Annotated in this window: 15 protein-coding genes and 1 pseudogene; 5 read left to right on the top strand and 11 right to left on the bottom strand. The window is 37.5% G+C overall.

Annotated features, from left to right (window positions below; genetic code table 11):
- Positions 1-264 precede the first annotated feature (264 nt).
- The 3 genes from QUF99_RS13890 to QUF99_RS13880 all read left to right on the top strand — a co-directional run bounded on the left by QUF99_RS13890 (position 265) and on the right by QUF99_RS13880 (position 2,803).
- A complete protein-coding gene (locus tag QUF99_RS13890; RefSeq protein WP_289368069.1) occupies positions 265-951 on the top strand; it encodes an IS6 family transposase in 687 nt (228 codons plus the stop codon).
- Positions 952-1,265: 314 nt separating this feature from the next.
- Positions 1,266-1,718 carry a CBO0543 family protein gene (locus QUF99_RS13885; protein ID WP_289370792.1) on the top strand — a complete coding sequence of 151 codons (453 nt, stop codon included), beginning with the start codon at positions 1,266-1,268 and terminating at the stop codon, positions 1,716-1,718.
- Positions 1,719-2,482: 764 nt separating this feature from the next.
- The gene (locus QUF99_RS13880) at positions 2,483-2,803 is read left to right on the top strand and encodes a GrpB family protein (protein WP_289370790.1); all 321 of its coding nucleotides are present in this window, start codon (positions 2,483-2,485) and stop codon (positions 2,801-2,803) included.
- 169 nt (positions 2,804-2,972) lie between these two features.
- Here QUF99_RS13880 and QUF99_RS13875 read toward each other — a convergent pair whose 3' ends face one another.
- The gene (locus QUF99_RS13875) at positions 2,973-3,260 is read right to left on the bottom strand and encodes a hypothetical protein (RefSeq protein WP_289370789.1); all 288 of its coding nucleotides are present in this window, start codon (positions 3,258-3,260) and stop codon (positions 2,973-2,975) included.
- 465 nt (positions 3,261-3,725) lie between these two features.
- Here QUF99_RS13875 and QUF99_RS13870 point away from each other — a divergent pair, with 465 nt between their 5' ends.
- Together QUF99_RS13870 and QUF99_RS13865 are read left to right on the top strand one after the other, a co-directional pair.
- Entirely contained in the window at positions 3,726-6,443 is a 2,718-nt protein-coding gene (locus tag QUF99_RS13870; protein WP_289370787.1) for a hypothetical protein, read from the top strand.
- A gap of 48 nt (positions 6,444-6,491) precedes the next feature.
- Positions 6,492-8,309 (top strand): hypothetical protein, encoded by a 1,818-nt coding sequence (locus QUF99_RS13865; RefSeq protein ID WP_289370786.1) that lies wholly within the window; start codon positions 6,492-6,494, stop codon positions 8,307-8,309.
- Between the two features lie 487 nt (positions 8,310-8,796).
- Here QUF99_RS13865 and tnpC read toward each other — a convergent pair whose 3' ends face one another.
- From tnpC to QUF99_RS13815, 10 genes and pseudogenes are all read right to left on the bottom strand, one after another.
- Positions 8,797-10,389 carry an IS66 family transposase gene (gene tnpC, locus QUF99_RS13860; RefSeq protein ID WP_289370784.1) on the bottom strand — a complete coding sequence of 531 codons (1,593 nt, stop codon included), beginning with the start codon at positions 10,387-10,389 and terminating at the stop codon, positions 8,797-8,799.
- 39 nt (positions 10,390-10,428) lie between these two features.
- Positions 10,429-10,785 carry an IS66 family insertion sequence element accessory protein TnpB gene (gene tnpB / locus QUF99_RS13855; protein WP_289370783.1) on the bottom strand — a complete coding sequence of 119 codons (357 nt, stop codon included), beginning with the start codon at positions 10,783-10,785 and terminating at the stop codon, positions 10,429-10,431.
- Positions 10,782-11,102, bottom strand: coding sequence for an IS66 family insertion sequence element accessory protein TnpA (gene tnpA / locus QUF99_RS13850; protein WP_289370781.1), 321 nt, complete (start codon positions 11,100-11,102; stop codon positions 10,782-10,784). Before tnpA ends, tnpB begins: the two co-directional genes overlap by 4 nt.
- Before the next feature lie 452 nt (positions 11,103-11,554).
- The gene (locus tag QUF99_RS13845; protein WP_289370780.1) at positions 11,555-12,004 is read right to left on the bottom strand and encodes an SUKH-3 domain-containing protein; all 450 of its coding nucleotides are present in this window, start codon (positions 12,002-12,004) and stop codon (positions 11,555-11,557) included.
- A gap of 165 nt (positions 12,005-12,169) precedes the next feature.
- On the bottom strand, positions 12,170-12,337 hold the full coding sequence (locus QUF99_RS13840; RefSeq protein WP_289370779.1) for a hypothetical protein: 168 nt from the start codon (positions 12,335-12,337) through the stop codon (positions 12,170-12,172).
- A gap of 396 nt (positions 12,338-12,733) precedes the next feature.
- Positions 12,734-13,096 carry a hypothetical protein gene (locus QUF99_RS13835; RefSeq protein ID WP_289370778.1) on the bottom strand — a complete coding sequence of 121 codons (363 nt, stop codon included), beginning with the start codon at positions 13,094-13,096 and terminating at the stop codon, positions 12,734-12,736.
- Between the two features lie 43 nt (positions 13,097-13,139).
- Positions 13,140-13,364: a hypothetical protein gene (locus tag QUF99_RS13830; protein ID WP_289370777.1), complete on the bottom strand. Its 225-nt coding sequence runs from the start codon at positions 13,362-13,364 to the stop codon at positions 13,140-13,142.
- 34 nt (positions 13,365-13,398) lie between these two features.
- Entirely contained in the window at positions 13,399-13,713 is a 315-nt protein-coding gene (locus tag QUF99_RS13825) for a DUF2085 domain-containing protein (protein ID WP_483298629.1), read from the bottom strand.
- 777 nt (positions 13,714-14,490) lie between these two features.
- A pseudogene (locus QUF99_RS13820) lies at positions 14,491-14,655 on the bottom strand (PH domain-containing protein); the annotation flags it as partial.
- 191 nt (positions 14,656-14,846) lie between these two features.
- The gene (locus QUF99_RS13815) at positions 14,847-15,590 is read right to left on the bottom strand and encodes a siderophore biosynthesis protein (protein ID WP_289370775.1); all 744 of its coding nucleotides are present in this window, start codon (positions 15,588-15,590) and stop codon (positions 14,847-14,849) included.
- Positions 15,591-15,726 lie beyond the last annotated feature (136 nt).

Below are 15,726 nucleotides of genomic sequence, written 5' to 3'. Positions count from 1 at the left end.
TCTATTAAAATAGCATTTTGCTTCTTCGAAAACTGACCTGATCTATCATTCTAAATATGTAAATACCACTCCATAGAATAACATAAAAATAGGTAGCGTCAATATTTTTGTGTAAATAACTTTTCAACCTTTTCAGATAGAACTGTTTCAATGTGCTCCCAACCTTGTCTTCGTTTTGAGGTATTTAATGTCCTTAGTGGGTTCTGTTGCAAAGTTTTCGAAACTCAAGTACACTTTGGAAAAAGATGAACGGGTGCGTAACAAATGGGATATTTTAAAGGAAAACAATTCAAACAAGCTATTATTTTAGTAGCCGTCGGCTACTATTGTCGTTTTTCTTTAAGCTATCGTGATGTAACTGAAATACTGAAGGAACGTGGGGTGTCTGTTCACCCAACAACCATCATGCGCTGGGTTCATGAATATGGTAACTTGATCTATCAAATATGGAAGAAGAAAAAGAAGAACGTACACTTATCTTGGAAACTGGATGAAACCTATATAAAAGTCAAAGGAAAATGGTGTTATTTATATCGTGCGATTGATAAAGAAGGCCATACGCTTGATATTCAACTTCGTAAAAAGCGAGATAATCAGGCGGCATATGCCTTTATGAAAAGATTGGTAAAAACTTTTGGGGAACCAACGGTTCTGACAACAGATAAGGCGCCAGCGTTACTTTGTGCATTCAAAAAGTTAAAGGAGAAAGGCTTTTACAAAAGCACCGTTCATTGTACCGTTAAACATATGAATAATCGTATAGAACAAGACCACCGACATGTGAAACGTCGTTTTGCTAGGTCATCGGGATTTCAAACTCTCCGGCATGCTTCTCGTACAATAAAAGGCATTGAAACCATTCATGCCCTATACAAACAAAGGCGAAGTCTTCAAATAGGCTCCGCCTTTTCGGTGTATAACGAATTACAGGAATTATTAATGGTTGCATAACCATTTAACGATGCAACCCTAGATTCTCTATGTTTTGGGTAACTTTGCAACAGAACCGAAAAATCCCTTCAGATTTTCTGAAGGGATTTTTATAGATTTCTAGATACATTGACTACTGATAAGTGGGGTTATGTAAACTAGATTTGTATATGGGATGTATTTTTGAAAACAAAATAAGAGTTAAGCAGTCTTATAATTTAATCATAACTCAGCTGATTGTAATTATCATGTTGCGTTGGTTTGGAAAACTTTTTTAGTTTAAATTATAAGGAGTAAGGTGAAGATGGTTATAAGGAAAGGAAGGTAGAGCCAAGATGTTATTTAATATTCTAATTGCATTTGTGTTACCTTGGGCTGTTGGAATTCTTCACCTTTACAAAAAAGAGAGAAGAATTATACCTCTGATTGGCTCATTTTTTTGTGTCGTTGCTTTTGTCGTAAATGAATTCGGCTTTTATTGTGGTTTTTGGAGAATTGCTCCTTTCCTTGATCAAAAAAACTTGTCTGCCTTACCTTTTAATATAGGACTTTATCCGATTTTGGCAAGTTACTTGATATTCTTTATAAAGAAAACCAAAAGACCTTACTTGATGGTCTTTTTCATATCGCTATTTACTACTCTTCTTGAAATGACATTAGTTTTAAGTGGGAAAATCGTATATGGTAACGGCTGGAATATTATTTGGACATTTTTCTCCTATATCATCCCTTATATGTGGGTGTACTGGTATTACCTCTATTTAAGAAAGTTACAAGTCATGAGCTAAATCCTGAAGGCAACATAATAGAATTCGAATGTTTTTGATTGCCGATAACGAGATTTATGTGAACTAGTAGTATGTACCCGTAACTTGTTTATTTACAGTGTTTTGAATGTATACTTTTCTAGTCATTTTTGAGGAAAATGGGTAAGTTGCGATAAAGCCAATAAAATCAAGGAAATGAATGTAAACTAATATATAAAAGTTTACATTCATTTTGCATGAAAAATAAAAAGAACTTGTAGTATTTCTACAAGTTCTTTTGCGAGCGACAAAAGCCTCGGCATGTCCATGTGTCTGCATTTCTGCTAACGCATCAGAATAGGATTGATGTCCTTGTCGCCCAGTAACCTTCAGTAGTAGCTCCTTAAAGAGCCTGTGGGTGTTCTACCCGCGGACATACGACGTGAAAGATGCTGTCGGAGTTATCAGATTGATCCGCTGGCCCATGCTAGTCTTCTTCAAACGGACGAATTGGAGAATCTGTTGAGAACTGTAGACTAGAAAGTACTAGAGGAATGACCCCTCCAACTGTCTTGCAAAGAATTTCAAAGGTCATGTGACTAATCAGTAATTTAAAACAAATTATGTATAAATAAAACTTCAGAGCAACCTTTTTTTGACTGTATAGCTGTCGTTTTTTAGCATATTCTTATTGGTTATTAAAATCTTATATATATTAAAAGTATAAAGATAAAACTTATATAGGGATAGTAACTATGATTTTATTCCTACTGTAACAGGGGATTTGAGATGGATTTATAAATGGTATGGAACAAATTGGTTATGAGTGCAAAGGTGAATTTGGAATATTGGGAAGAAGATTTTTTATCAAGGGTGGAGATAATAGGAGCCACCATATTCATGTTTTCGAGACAGGAAACGAAGAAATAATACGTTACCTAGCATTTAGAGACTATATGATTGCTCATCCTAAAGAAGCACAACAATATAGCAATTTAAAACAAACGTTGGCTAAAAAATTCCCGATGAATATTGAAAAGTATATAGAAGGCAAAAATGATTACATAAAAGAAATAGATAATAGAGCTACGAATGGGATGGAATTAAAACACAGATATAATATCTAATAGGGATTGTTTCTTGAATACGCAACAATAGTTTATTCAGTCCCCTAGGTCTATTAAGATTGAATAATTCCCTACTTTTATTTAAAAAGTAGGGAATTATTTTTCGTAAAGGAACTGGTCCTTTTTTCTCAAAGGACTACATAACACACAAATTTTACAAGTATCAAAATTATGTATTTTCACCTTCTATATGTTCAACATATCCTTTGATTAAATTTACTGTTACATATAAAGATGGTTCAATAGTACAAGGTTCTTCAGGTTGACAATCAAAATCAAGATGAACTTTAACTACTTCTGGAATTGTAATTCCTTCACATTTATAACCACGGAAAACATATCGCTGATTAATTTTATGATTAATCGCTTTTATAACCCTCTCATCTTTTAAAGCAATACCAAGTCCCTTAACGCACGAATCTGACGTATGGATTTTTTCTTCCTTATTGTTAGACATCAAAATCCCTTCCTTTCAACATATATTCTTAAACATCAAAATGTATCTTGACACAAAAATAGTAATCTTATTCATTATTTTTTATATCTTGAACCATGTCTTTGTTCATTAAATACAATAGAGTATTGTGAACAAATAAAATTAGCACGAGATTACAACGACATTTCACATTGGATACACTGCAGACGCTCGCAAAAGAAGTTAGGTTTGTAAAACGAAAGAGAAAATTTGAAAGACAAGAGTTCTCAACTTTTTCATTTAAATTGGACAATATATAGCCAGTGATTCTCTTAACTTATTTAAGTGTCCCGCAACCAACTAATTTATTACCTCCCTAAAGCATGTAATCTCTTTACTAAAAGAAAGGAGCAGTCTTTTAGAATAATTTTATGTTTAACGAGCAGTTTATTAACGAAATAGAAAAGCTATTTTAATATTTCTATCTATATGTAAGGAGGAATTTTTATGGCGCTTTCAGTCACATTCGTTGGCACTTCGCCAATTCCAACTCCAGGGGCTAGTGCTTCATACAAGATTTGGTCATACAAAATCGAGGGTACCGGATCAGAGATACCGACGGGGCTCCGGTTGGCTCTCGCGCTGCCGGATAAACTGAATGTACAAGATCCAAGCCTCTTCCCTGACGTGTCCGAACTGGCTGGAACATTTGTTACACCTAATCCAGAGTTAGGCATTCAGTACGTGGGGCGTACAGCGAGTTCTACCGGCAGTCTAACTATTGCGTTTGTTGCCCCGGCCCGGACATCCTCTGGGAAAGTGCTCCTTTACAAATCCACTCCCAGCGAAAATTGGGTATCTGTACCCTTCTCTACTGTGCCGAACGGTACGCCCAGCCATGAACAAATCATGCCACTTCCTGCTCCTGGTGCCCCGGTACACACCGGCCGACCCGTTTATGACTTCACTGGCACCCTTCCGTATGCCAGTGAACTATTCGGCGTCTACCAGCCTCTAGCTGGCTGGTTCAGCTTGCAATCAGCACTTTCGACTGCTGCATCGCATCCTGAGTCTGTATTAGGGAAGCTAAGTCCCGAGCAGTTTCATGGAGAAAGCGCCCGTACTCTGGGTGATGAAGCCCTGTCTACACTTGCGGAGCGCTACGAGGCCGCTCCCACCGGTGTACTGTCTCCAGTGGGATTAGTAAATCTTTTCCGGGAGTACTTTTTCGAGTTTGATACCTTCCTTGGTAAACCTGCGGGTCATATCTGGGTCAGCCCAGGTGGCACCGTAGAGGTGGTCGAAACTAGTACCCGACGGACGCTTGTTGAAAAGTTGGCCGAACAGTCAGAGGAAATTTCTCGTAAGACAGAGGAGAGCCTCACAGAACAGGACGATGTTGCAGACGCAATCAAAGAGGAAAACTCCAACGATACTAAACTTGGTGTCAGCGCTACCGGCGGTGTGAACGCTAAGATCTACCATGCTGATGTGAGTGCAAGTTTTAGTACCCAAAACACCGTAAAGCGGGCCTCGGAGGCAATGCACAAACAAACTCGGACACAGACTGCCAAAGTTACCAGTGAAATCAAGCGAAACTTCAGGACCAGTTTCAAAACTGTTACTGAAACTACGGATACCTCCAGCCGGCGCTATGTCCTCCAGAACAAAACCGACGATCTGGTCAACTACGAACTCAGACGTAAGATGCGCAAGGTCGGCGTGCAGCTGCAGCATGTCGGTACACGGTTGTGTTGGCAGGTGTATATTGGCGACCCAGGTAAAGGCCTTGGGCTTGGGGACATGGTTCATGTGGTGGAAGGTCCGGACCTTACCGCAATCAAGAAACCCGAGAAGTTGCCAGATCCGGAGCCCAAACAAGTGACCTTCCGCTTTAACGTGCCGTTTAAACCTAAGCCAGGAACAGACGAGGAAGCCAAACTAACGTATACGCCACATCCTCAAAATGCGTGCCGCGGAGTGAATCCATCTTTTCCTGGCATCGACGACACCATCCAATTCTGCTTTGAGGAGCCGCTGCCGCCCCCTCCGCGGGACTATCAGCTCAGCAAGGTCTTTTCTGTGGACCGTCAAGGCGCTCAAGTGGATCTTCTGCAACCGACTCTCGACCCATCGAAGAACACCATCACGGTGCAGCTAACTTTCGTCAATTTCCAAGGCAGGAAGTCTTTACCCCTTGACATTGTCTTGCTCTACGAACCGACGGAAGCGCTCAAGAAGAAGGTTAATGATCTCAACGCTGAAGCGGAGACTGCTTATAAGAAGGAGGTTGCACGGCTGCAGCACGAAGCTTATGGTAAGGCTGTTCGCGAACGACTTCGGCTGGTAAGTTCAATGCGCACTCGTTCTCCCGAAGACCTGCGCAGTGAAGAGCGCCGATCCGTGTTTCGAAATCTTATCCGAAGGCTGGAGGAACTTGGGCATTATCCGCAGAATCCTCAGCAGCTTCCTTTCCTGGAATCAGAGCAGATTCAACAGTTTTTTGATGTGGACGAGATGCTTTATTTCGTTGCCCCTGATTTTTGGCGGCCTGACCCGATACCCTCTTCTCCACCTACTCAAAACAGCGTAGGCAGATATCCGGTTCCACCTTTGGAGGCAGAGCTGCCGGCAGGAACTAAACCGCTGCCTCTTACTGGACAAACCGTGGCGGGATGGTTCTCCAGAGCAGAGGAGTACAAGGTGGTAAATGGGCAGGAGCCGCCTTCATCTGAATGGCGGGTGGACTACCTCATCACCGAGCAAACACAGCCTGCGCCGATGGGAAGTTCGCTTGGGTGGCTGATTCAAATGGACGGCGATGAGCGTCGAAATGAATTTCTCAACTCTGCATGGGTAAAGGCGATTCTTCCAATTCGGCCCGGACAAGAGGTGGCCGCTCTCGCCTGGCTTACTAAAGTTGAAGGCGAAGCCGCACTTGACCTTCCGTACCCGTATCAACCGGGAGACCCTACCATTTTCCAAGGAAAGAAGATTGGTGAGGTTCTGAAAATCCTCGCGGAGCAGCTTCAGGCGGCCAACACGGATGTATCCAAGACTTTGGAATCGGAAAAGGTTTTCGAAACCGGCTTTGACCCCTTAGCTGGCGGCTTTCGGCCAGCCGAACTCTACGAGGTCTTTGACCAATGGATTGAGATCCTACCAACTGACCAAGTGGCTGCCGTACCTGTTCGCTACGACCCTAAGACTGGTCAGCAAATTTAAGAGAAAAGGGCGATGCCTCTATGACATTGCCCTTTTAACCATGATGAAATGGCTTATACAAATTCAATCTTCATTTTGATTTATTATTTCAAAGTGACTCAAATTGAACAGCGAAACAATACTAAATTGCGTCATCAATCTATGACATTGGGGGAAAAGAATTTGGAGAATCCAAATAAAATTCAAATCTTAGTTGTCAACGCAGTAGGTCAATTAATTCCTAACGCAACTGTAAAATTAGTTATCCGCCGAGGGAGTGAATGGATTGAGGAAAAACCGGATGCCATTACACCAGTTACGCATGATCTTCGACCTGGATTTATCCAGGTCGAAGTAGATGCGAAGGCTCCTGATTACTATGCAGAGAAAGGAATAATAACTTTTGGTGTAACTACTTTACGATGGGCATGTACCAACCCAGCGTGGTTATTAAGCGAGGAAAATGGAATAGTAGTTTTAAAAGTAGCATTAGGACGGATCCGATTCGCACCTATTGTGATAAAGCCTGAAGATTTACAGGTTCAAGTACCATACAATCCTGGAGGGGTATTGGTTTCAGGAAATCAATATCGAACTTTAGGCCTTGAACGAAAGGAAAAAATTCGTACAGTTCAGAACCCAGCTATTAAGGACCCTAATAATGCTGGCTGGGATCGTTTTCATTGGGATCCACAAGAAATCCAACTCTCCAATCTTGGGAACTGGCTTATGCTGGAGTATGGCGACCCAGACAACCACCAAGATAGCCTTCGTCATCTAATCGGAGTTTGGGCTCCAAATAGTTATCCTGGTATGAATCCACCAGTCGTGGTGCAAATAACTCCGAACACTCATCCACCGAATTACCCAAATGACGGGTTGCCCTTTTCCGGAATATACCCTTATGGATGCACAACTAGACCAGGAAAAAAAACCGATGATAAAACAGGTAAAATAGCTCTACATGATTGCGGACAATCTTATGTAGAGTTAACCTCTAACCGTTCGTTCGGACAATATAAAATCGTCTATCAACTATACGCCGCCCGACCTGACATTTTTACGAAAGAAGGTCTTGGTCCTATTGTGATTACATTGTCACCTGCAGTACTTCGCGATGGGAGCATCTTACGTGAACCGTTTACTCATCGAGAAGCGATAGGGCGGTTAATAGCCGAAGTCCTCCGCTTCTTATGGAGCCGTCAACTCACCATAGATATGGTAGGTTTGACAAGACTTCGTTTTCAAGGATCAGACGTAAAAATAGGACAAGTTATTCGTCCTGACGCAGGTCCTAACGGATTTCCAAAAAGAACACTGACCACTGTCTTATGTCATAGCGCAGCGGTCGGACCAGTGCTGCAACTTGCAGGTCACGCTTCAAGTAATGCAATACCAAGTCTTAAACAAAACAAAAAAACTATAAAAGAATTTCCAGCCAGTTTATGGGGTGGACCTAATGAATATTGTGACCAATGTTGGAAGAATCTCTGGGTGATAGATGGAGTTGGAAACCCAGGTAGTATTGGTGTTCCTGCTCCAGGGAGTACCACAGTTAAAACATGGAAAAATTGGCTTAATTCTAGAGATGATAGACGAATTGTTTGTGTGTATACTGAAGCTGGATTGGGTGAAAATGTTGAAGCACCACCAGAATTAGTCCGTTTGACCAATCCTCGTATAAAAGGAAAGGCTGGTTGGATTGAGGAAGGTTATAATAAAAAAGTGAGTTGGCTCCGAATTTCCTACTCCTACCTAAAAGTACAAAATCCATTAGAACCAAAAGGTATTCTTCCTCAATTTGGTGATTTTAATAGCGATGGGAAGCAGATTCATGACAAGATATATGAATTTGGAGTAGGATATGCAGCAAGATTTAGGCGATGATGTGAAAAATGACCAATAATTCCATATGATGAAATATTTTGCTGTCTGAAAGTGGGTACGATGGTATATCCATCAAGATGATCACAAGAAAAATTATATTGTTTTTATAGTTATTTATGAGAATTTAACTGTTACAGTAAAACAAGCATGGTACTTAATTAGTACATCTTTAGGAGAAAAATGGATTGGTTATAACATGTAAAAAAGGCGCTCATTATGAGTGCTTTTTTTATTTGTAAATACAAAATGAAGGAGTTATAGCAGATTATGCTGATTTCTGTAAAAGGAAATTTACAGATATAAAACAGGTGAGCTACAATATCTATATATTAAATAAAGGAGGGGAGAATATGGGAGAATTCACGAAAGACCCTGGTGGTCATAAAACAAGTGATCTAGGAACTGGAGTTGGTATCATTCGAAAAATGGGACCAGGAACGTAAACGTAAAGAAACTCCAAAATATACAATAAAAGTTGATTTTGGAGTTATTTTTTGTTTACTTCACTTTTTTTCGGCACTCTGCATCTAGAAGGTAAATCCGTTGACCACGGCAAGATTTTATCAATTTCTTCTTTATTGTTTAAATCGATATTGGGGAGTGTTTCAAACAAATAAAGAAGATAATGATAGGGACTTAAATTATTCTCTTTTGCGGTTTCAACCACACTATACATGATGGCACTTCCTCTAGCACCTCGCGGTGTATTTGAGAACATCCAATTTTTTCTCCCAATTACAAACGGTTTAATAGAACGTTCACTTCTGTTGTTATCGATTTCTAAATGACCGTCTAATAAAAAAGCTTCAAGATGATTCCATTGATTCAAACAATAAGTGATAGCTTTTCCTAGAGCACTTTTTGGCAAAACAAGATCTTTCTGTTCATGAAGCCATGCCGAAAAAAGGTCCAGAATGGGCCTGCTTTTTTTTAGACGCTGCTCATATCGCTCGGTAGGGTTGACATGTTTGAGCTTCCTTTCAATCGAATATAGTTGATTACAGAAGTGTAAACCTTCATCACTTGCCTTCACTTTTTTCCCCTTCTGTGAATCAGGTAAAGCTTTTAAGGCTTCATCAAACTTCCGTCTGGCATGCGCCCAACATCCCACAAGAGTGACATCCGGTACTTGATGATAACCACTATATCCATCTACTTGTAAATACCCTTGAAAACCAGTTAAAAAACGCTTCGGATGTTCCCCTGCTCTTGTGGGCTGATAGTCATAGAGAACAATAGGGATATCCTCTCGCCCCGTACGGTATAACCACAGATAGGACTTGGTTGCTGCGGCCCGACCAGGTTCACGTAAGACTTGGAAGGTTGTTTCATCCGCATGAAGGATGGTTCGAGTAAGTAGATATTCATGCATCCTTTCATACAAAACCGCTAACCATCGATCAGCCCCATATAATAACCAATTTCCCATCGTTTGTCGTGATAAGAAGATCCCCATCTGTTCAAAATGCTTTTCCTGACGATAAAGAGGCAATCCTTTCACATATTTTTGTGTCATAATATACGCCATAATTGATGGGGAAGCGATACTTTTAGGAAAGGCAGGAGCTGGCATCTTGGCTGTTACAATCGGTGTGGATACCTCATCTAATTCACATTTACGACAAGCGTATACATATCGCTTATGTTCCGTCACCTTTACTTCCACAGGAACAATCGTCAGTTCCTTACGGACTTCTATACTCATCTCATGCAAAGCACCACCACAGCACGAACAAACCTGTTCCTCATTCGGTAAACGATATTCAACCGTTTCAACAGTGAGGTTTTGGACAGACTCATCCCTATGACCGCGTTTCTTTTTGCGACGATAGGTGATCGTTTCAACAGCTGGTTCGGGTGTTTCAGAATCACTTTCTTTCTCAGCCTCATTAAACAGTTCTAAAGCGAGTTGATTATTAGGTGTTTTTTCGCTAGACGTACCAAACCGTTTTTGTTGACTAAGACGAAACTGTTCTTCATACCATCTCACTTTTGCCGTGAGTTCCTCTACTTGAGCTTGAAGTGATTCAATTGTGGGTTGGTTTGAATGTGAAAGTGTTGTTTTCATAGGTAAATCCATTCGACAAAATCATTCAAATTCCTTTTATATATATGGTTTTTATAGAATGGTTCTCGCGTGTACAGCTTGATGCCCTCGTTTTTGTTGAAATGCCAATCCATCAAGAAGCCATCTCAATTGTCGTCTTGATATGGTAAGTGGCACACTTGGATGCCCAGTTGGCCAATAAAACGTTCCCTTTTCCAATCTGCGATAGTGCAACCAGAAACCATTATGCTCCCAAACAAGAATTTTAAGTTTATCGCGTGAGCGATTACAAAAAACAAATAAACAAGAAGAAAAGGGGTCTAACTCAAATTCTTCTTTTACAACAGCCGCTAGTCCATCAATTGATTTACGTAAATCTGTTGCTCCTTGTGCAAGATATACTTTTTCAATTGCGATTTCTGATATCATTGTTGTTTCACCGCTTGCATCACTTGTAGGAGCACTTGTGGAGTAAAAGGTACATCTAATTCAATGGTTGCTTCTTGAATGTGAATTCGAATGGTGGCATGTATGTTTTCTTCCACGACAGGGACATTCATAGAAATCCAATTCACACGCTCATTTTTATTTTGCTCTTCAGTTTCAGGTGATAATTTTTTCAACCAGTAATATAGCCGATGAACCGGTAGGTTCTGTTTTTGACACCAGGCAACTTTGGATAATCCACTGTTTTTATAGTCTTGAATATAAGTTTCCCATTCTTTCTTTAATAGGTGTCTTTTCATAAAAAAACCTCCACATGTAGTATGTAAGGAGATTATCTCATGGGTTATTTACAAATTGTAGGTGGGGAATATTTGACGCTTACGTTACAGCTTTGAATTCAGATTTTCTGCAGTTATTTTTATATTTGTGTGGATCGTATCTATGTTTCTTGCTACATTCAGATACATTGTTATTACTCCTCTCAATTTCTTTGCATAAAAATAGAGCCAACGCTTCTTCAATTAGAAACATTGGTTCTATTCTTAGTTCTAATATAAAATTATTTTTTCTTTTCATTACATCTTTAATTTAGAGCAACAAGTGGTTTAGTAGCAGAATATTTTAAAACTATTTTTTAGTTTCATCAACTTAAAATCACTTTTTAATTTTATCTACCACTCTTCCCCCTACTCACTGTTTAATTACAATTATGCAGTAGGTTAGGACATAATTTTGAATTGGGAAAACAATATTACCCTTTAAATTTATCCCAAATCATTGTTCCTTTTTCAAGAATAATATTATCCAATGCTTCTAAAGCATTCTCTCCTGCCCAACCTGTTGATTCAAATATTCTTCCTGATTCTGATATGTATAAATTTATCTCAAAATTATAGAGTGAACCTATAGGAATAACTTTATCATCAATAAAATCTTCTAAACCAAAACACGAACTATCTAACACACCTATCACTTCCTTAATGCAAGTGGTATGTTTAGATATTTTCTTAGACCCATCTGAACGAATCTTTTCAACATTGATTCGTAATTCTCCAAACTCCTCCATAAATTTTTTTGCACTTTCAAAAACCTCAAATCCTCTTTCTTCAAGGAACTTTACATTTTCTGATATATCTATTTTTCTACCCTCGTACCATCCCGCTTTTTTTAATTCTTCTATTGTCTTATTTGATATTTCCATTTTCATTCCTCCTAGTAATCAATGTTATAGAATCCAGAAAACGTTCTACTACAATTATCACAAGGTTCAGCAAATCCACCTGGTAAGTTTTCTGTTCTAATCATAAAATTATCATATCTTACGTCTTTTAATATTGCATCTCTTGCGCTCCAAACTTCTGCACAATTATTGAGTAGTTACGTAGAATCTTTGTAGATTATCATTGAAATCAACTCCTTTAGTTGCTAAAAATTCTATGAAAGCTTTAGTGTCATCAGGATAGCTTTCAATTGGTTTAGGACTCTTACCATCCTCAATTAGACTTATCTTGAAATCTTCAATTATTTGATACATTGTTATTACTCCTCTCAATTTCTTTGCATAAAAATAGAGCCAACGCTTCTTCCATTAAAAACATTGGTTCTATTCTTATTTATAATATAAATTTTTTTTATTACATCTTTAATTTAGATCAAAAGGTGATTAAGTAGCAGAGTATTTTAAAACTATTTTTTAGTTTCATCAGCTTAAAATCACTTTTTAATTTTATCTATCACTCTGCTCCCTTTTCCCCTACTCCCTGCTTAATTACAATTATGCAGGGAGTGTTTGAATAGTTCTAATTTATCTAGAAATATTCAATTCAAAGTATTTATACATTTGAACCCAAATTTTTAGTATATTGTAGTTAATTTGATTAAACTTTTGCATTGAAATTTCTAACTTTAATATTTTAATCTAAACTAAAAACTATCCAATTAAACTCCTTGCTTTTTCAAGTTCTTTTAAGATTTCTTCTTTTTCTGACTCCTCAAATCTAGAAATCTTCTCTTCTAAACCATACTCTATTAATTTAAAAAACTCTTTATATTTTAAACATGATATCTCTTCTGGATAACCAGAAAATTCCATGCTTAATACAACTTCATCCATCTCACATCTTTCAGAATCATCATAGGTACTGTAAGTAGCTATCATACAAACATCATCAAAAATAACTTCTTCTTTTGTTAAAATTACATTTATACATTTTATTATTCTTGATTTATTAATAAAAATCCCTCTAATAAAATTCCTATTCCATTCATCATCCATAATCTTTTTCTCGTTCATAAACATTCTCCTATAAATTATAAAAATCTAATTGAGCAAAGGATTAATCATTACAATCGCAGTCTAAGTCTGAGCAATCGCCACAGTCTAAAGGACCATCACCTGAATGTTTTTTTTGAGGCTTTCTTCTGAGATAAATACGTAATAATACTATGAATATAAAGCAAACAATAAAAGCTATTATAGCTTCTACATATTTTTCATGAATGATAAAACCGATACCGCTGCCACCGGATATGACAATGAGAAGGGAGTAGATCCAAAACATATAAAATACCTCCAACTATTAAAATAAAACGATTCTAAGAGATTATCCAACTAATACTTGATGAGATTAGTAATGCCATGCCATTTCCACTTAGAAATCCAGTTGAAACTCTTAGTACGTTTGTGCTGCTTCTCCATTCCCATTTTTGGGTGAACCCATCGATTAACAATGGAACTTGAGCAAAGAAAGATAAAGCTAATACGAGAATAAAAGTAGGTGAGATCAAAAAATAAATCGGAAACAAAAGAAAACCTAAAAGTATACCAGTACAACGTGCACATAAAGGTATATATTTTTGTAGTGAATGAGAGCTCCTTTCGGGCTTTCTGTGACAAGGAATTTGTGAAATATATCTATGTAACAATAATGAACACCCTTTCTCTTTATCCTGCCTTTAGTATATAAGAAATGCTTACAGTTCACTATGTATTTTGTAGCAATCATAAATAAGATGAGGTGTAGCTGAAATCAGCTAATGGGTAGGGACTACTTTTGCTAGAATTAATTGTATGAGGGTTAAATTATATATCTAAGAGGGAGTTAAATTGACATGATAATAAACAAACCAGCGTCCAATGTAGTAGGTAATGTGGTTTATTCATACAGTATTAAGGAGTATTCATATTCACATGAGTATTCGGATGATGAAATGTGGGAGAATCGCAAATTCCGTAGTTTAACAGAATTGCTCCAACTCTTATCACTGTTTAAGTCAAGAATTAGAGAATATTCCTATTTCAGTTACAGCTATTCATCCAGGAAAGTTACAAACAACCTCTGGCGCATATGATGCAGATATGAGTCCAAGAGATGTAGCTACTAATATATATTTTTAGCTCTTAGATTCTAAACAAGATATATCTGGTAAATTTTTCGAACCTTTAGTAACAGAAATGGGTTGGTAAGGCATATATATTGTTTCTATATCAAGATTTAGTATAAAAAAAATAACTTCTACTTACGGGAATTATAGTGACAAAAGGTGTTTTCACATATAGAAAACACCTTTTCAGTCTACAACTATTTTTTAACAGTTTAATACCTTTTTCTATAGTCTAAAATATTTTTTTAATGAAACATTAGTTATATTATTATTTAATATTTAACTTTTCTTTTGCCCATACTTTTCTCCTTGCTTCATAGTTTTCTTTAACGCATCAAAAGCATATTCATAAAATTTAAGCTCGGTCTTTGGCAACCCCTTCGAAGTCTCTACCATTTCCGTAAGTGTTACTGGGTATTTTAAAACTCCATAACGTTCATTGAGTTTCGTATATTTACTTCCCATCAAAAATGCACTCTAGTATATGTAATTAGTTAAATATTTGTTAAGTATATCAAAATCTATGGTTAATTTTGTTCAAAATTATGTTTTTCTATTGTCTTCAATAATAGTATTGGTGAAATTAGTATTTTCTTTGAGAGCTTTACCTATCAAATACTTGCCGACAGCTCTTTCCCGCTTCTCTTGCTTCTTGTATTTTATGTATACTCAAAACAAATTACTGCTTTTCTTAATTCTTTATTGAAAAATAAGTATATACGATCCGCACCATAAGCTTGAAAAAAATAGCCTGTAGTAAATCCGATATATGTAAATAGATGACCATCTTCATCTTTCGGCACATACAGTAGATTGGTATAGTCAAAAATTTCGTCTTCGCTAGTGCAATCTTCCAATAATTCTTGGCCTTCTTCTGTCATAAAACGTATATCATCCAGAATTTCATTTACCTCGGGATAATCTAATCCCCAGCCACTTGTCTGCTTTTCGACAAACTCTGCTTCTACTGCTTCTACGGATGTAAATTCTTTTCCGAAGCTAGAATAGGGATAAATCTTCTGATTACGTTGGAAAAATTCTTTACGGATTTGGTAGTCTTTTTCATTATGTACATAGGCTTTCTCTACAATCTCGGAAGGGTTCTGCTCAATTTCAAAGTAATTCCAATCTGCTTCAAATTTATACTTTCCGTCTACGACATCAAAACCTAACGTATCTTCTTTCGTAAAATTCGTGTGAAACGGTTGGGTAAAATCACCAACGCACCCTTCGTGAATTTCCTTTGCTGATACAACATGTAACCATTGGTTCCATTCTGGTTCAATACATTGTAAGTTGATAGAACATATAGGCAAAAAGTGTTTCTTATGCTGTTCCAAATTATCATAAAATACTTCTTCATATGCAGGAAACGGTTTAATGAATTGTTTAGGAATGTTCATCGTTTTTCCCACCCTTATACGAGTTTTTTGTTTAATTTTATCATTTCATCTAATACTCTTGGAATTTTCTTCTTCAACTATACTGCTTCAATAGGTAAACATAAAGTAATTCCAACATTAAATTTTATTGTATTTT

Origin of the sequence: Bacillus sp. DX4.1 (genome assembly GCF_030348195.1) — a bacterium.
Lineage (GTDB): Bacteria > Bacillota > Bacilli > Bacillales > Bacillaceae_G > Bacillus_A.
This window is presented reverse-complemented; position numbering and strand designations above follow the sequence as displayed.

Bases quoted from the DNA above. Each gene is read 5' to 3' on its own strand.
- QUF99_RS13890 (WP_289368069.1), top strand. From the start codon at position 265: ATGGGATATTTTAAAGGAAAACAATTCAAACAAGCTATTATTTTAGTA.
- QUF99_RS13865 (WP_289370786.1), top strand. From the start codon at position 6,492: ATGGCTTATACAAATTCAATCTTCATTTTGATTTATTATTTCAAAGTG.
- QUF99_RS13880 (WP_289370790.1), top strand. From the start codon at position 2,483: ATGGAACAAATTGGTTATGAGTGCAAAGGTGAATTTGGAATATTGGGA.
- QUF99_RS13845 (WP_289370780.1), bottom strand. From the start codon at position 12,004: ATGGAAATATCAAATAAGACAATAGAAGAATTAAAAAAAGCGGGATGG.
- QUF99_RS13835 (WP_289370778.1), bottom strand. From the start codon at position 13,096: ATGAACGAGAAAAAGATTATGGATGATGAATGGAATAGGAATTTTATT.
- QUF99_RS13885 (WP_289370792.1), top strand. From the start codon at position 1,266: ATGTTATTTAATATTCTAATTGCATTTGTGTTACCTTGGGCTGTTGGA.
- tnpB (WP_289370783.1), bottom strand. From the start codon at position 10,785: ATGATATCAGAAATCGCAATTGAAAAAGTATATCTTGCACAAGGAGCA.
- QUF99_RS13875 (WP_289370789.1), bottom strand. From the start codon at position 3,260: ATGTCTAACAATAAGGAAGAAAAAATCCATACGTCAGATTCGTGCGTT.
- QUF99_RS13870 (WP_289370787.1), top strand. From the start codon at position 3,726: ATGGCGCTTTCAGTCACATTCGTTGGCACTTCGCCAATTCCAACTCCA.
- QUF99_RS13830 (WP_289370777.1), bottom strand. From the start codon at position 13,364: ATGTTTTGGATCTACTCCCTTCTCATTGTCATATCCGGTGGCAGCGGT.
- QUF99_RS13840 (WP_289370779.1), bottom strand. From the start codon at position 12,337: ATGTATCAAATAATTGAAGATTTCAAGATAAGTCTAATTGAGGATGGT.
- tnpC (WP_289370784.1), bottom strand. From the start codon at position 10,389: ATGGATTTACCTATGAAAACAACACTTTCACATTCAAACCAACCCACA.
- QUF99_RS13815 (WP_289370775.1), bottom strand. From the start codon at position 15,590: ATGAACATTCCTAAACAATTCATTAAACCGTTTCCTGCATATGAAGAA.
- tnpA (WP_289370781.1), bottom strand. From the start codon at position 11,102: ATGAAAAGACACCTATTAAAGAAAGAATGGGAAACTTATATTCAAGAC.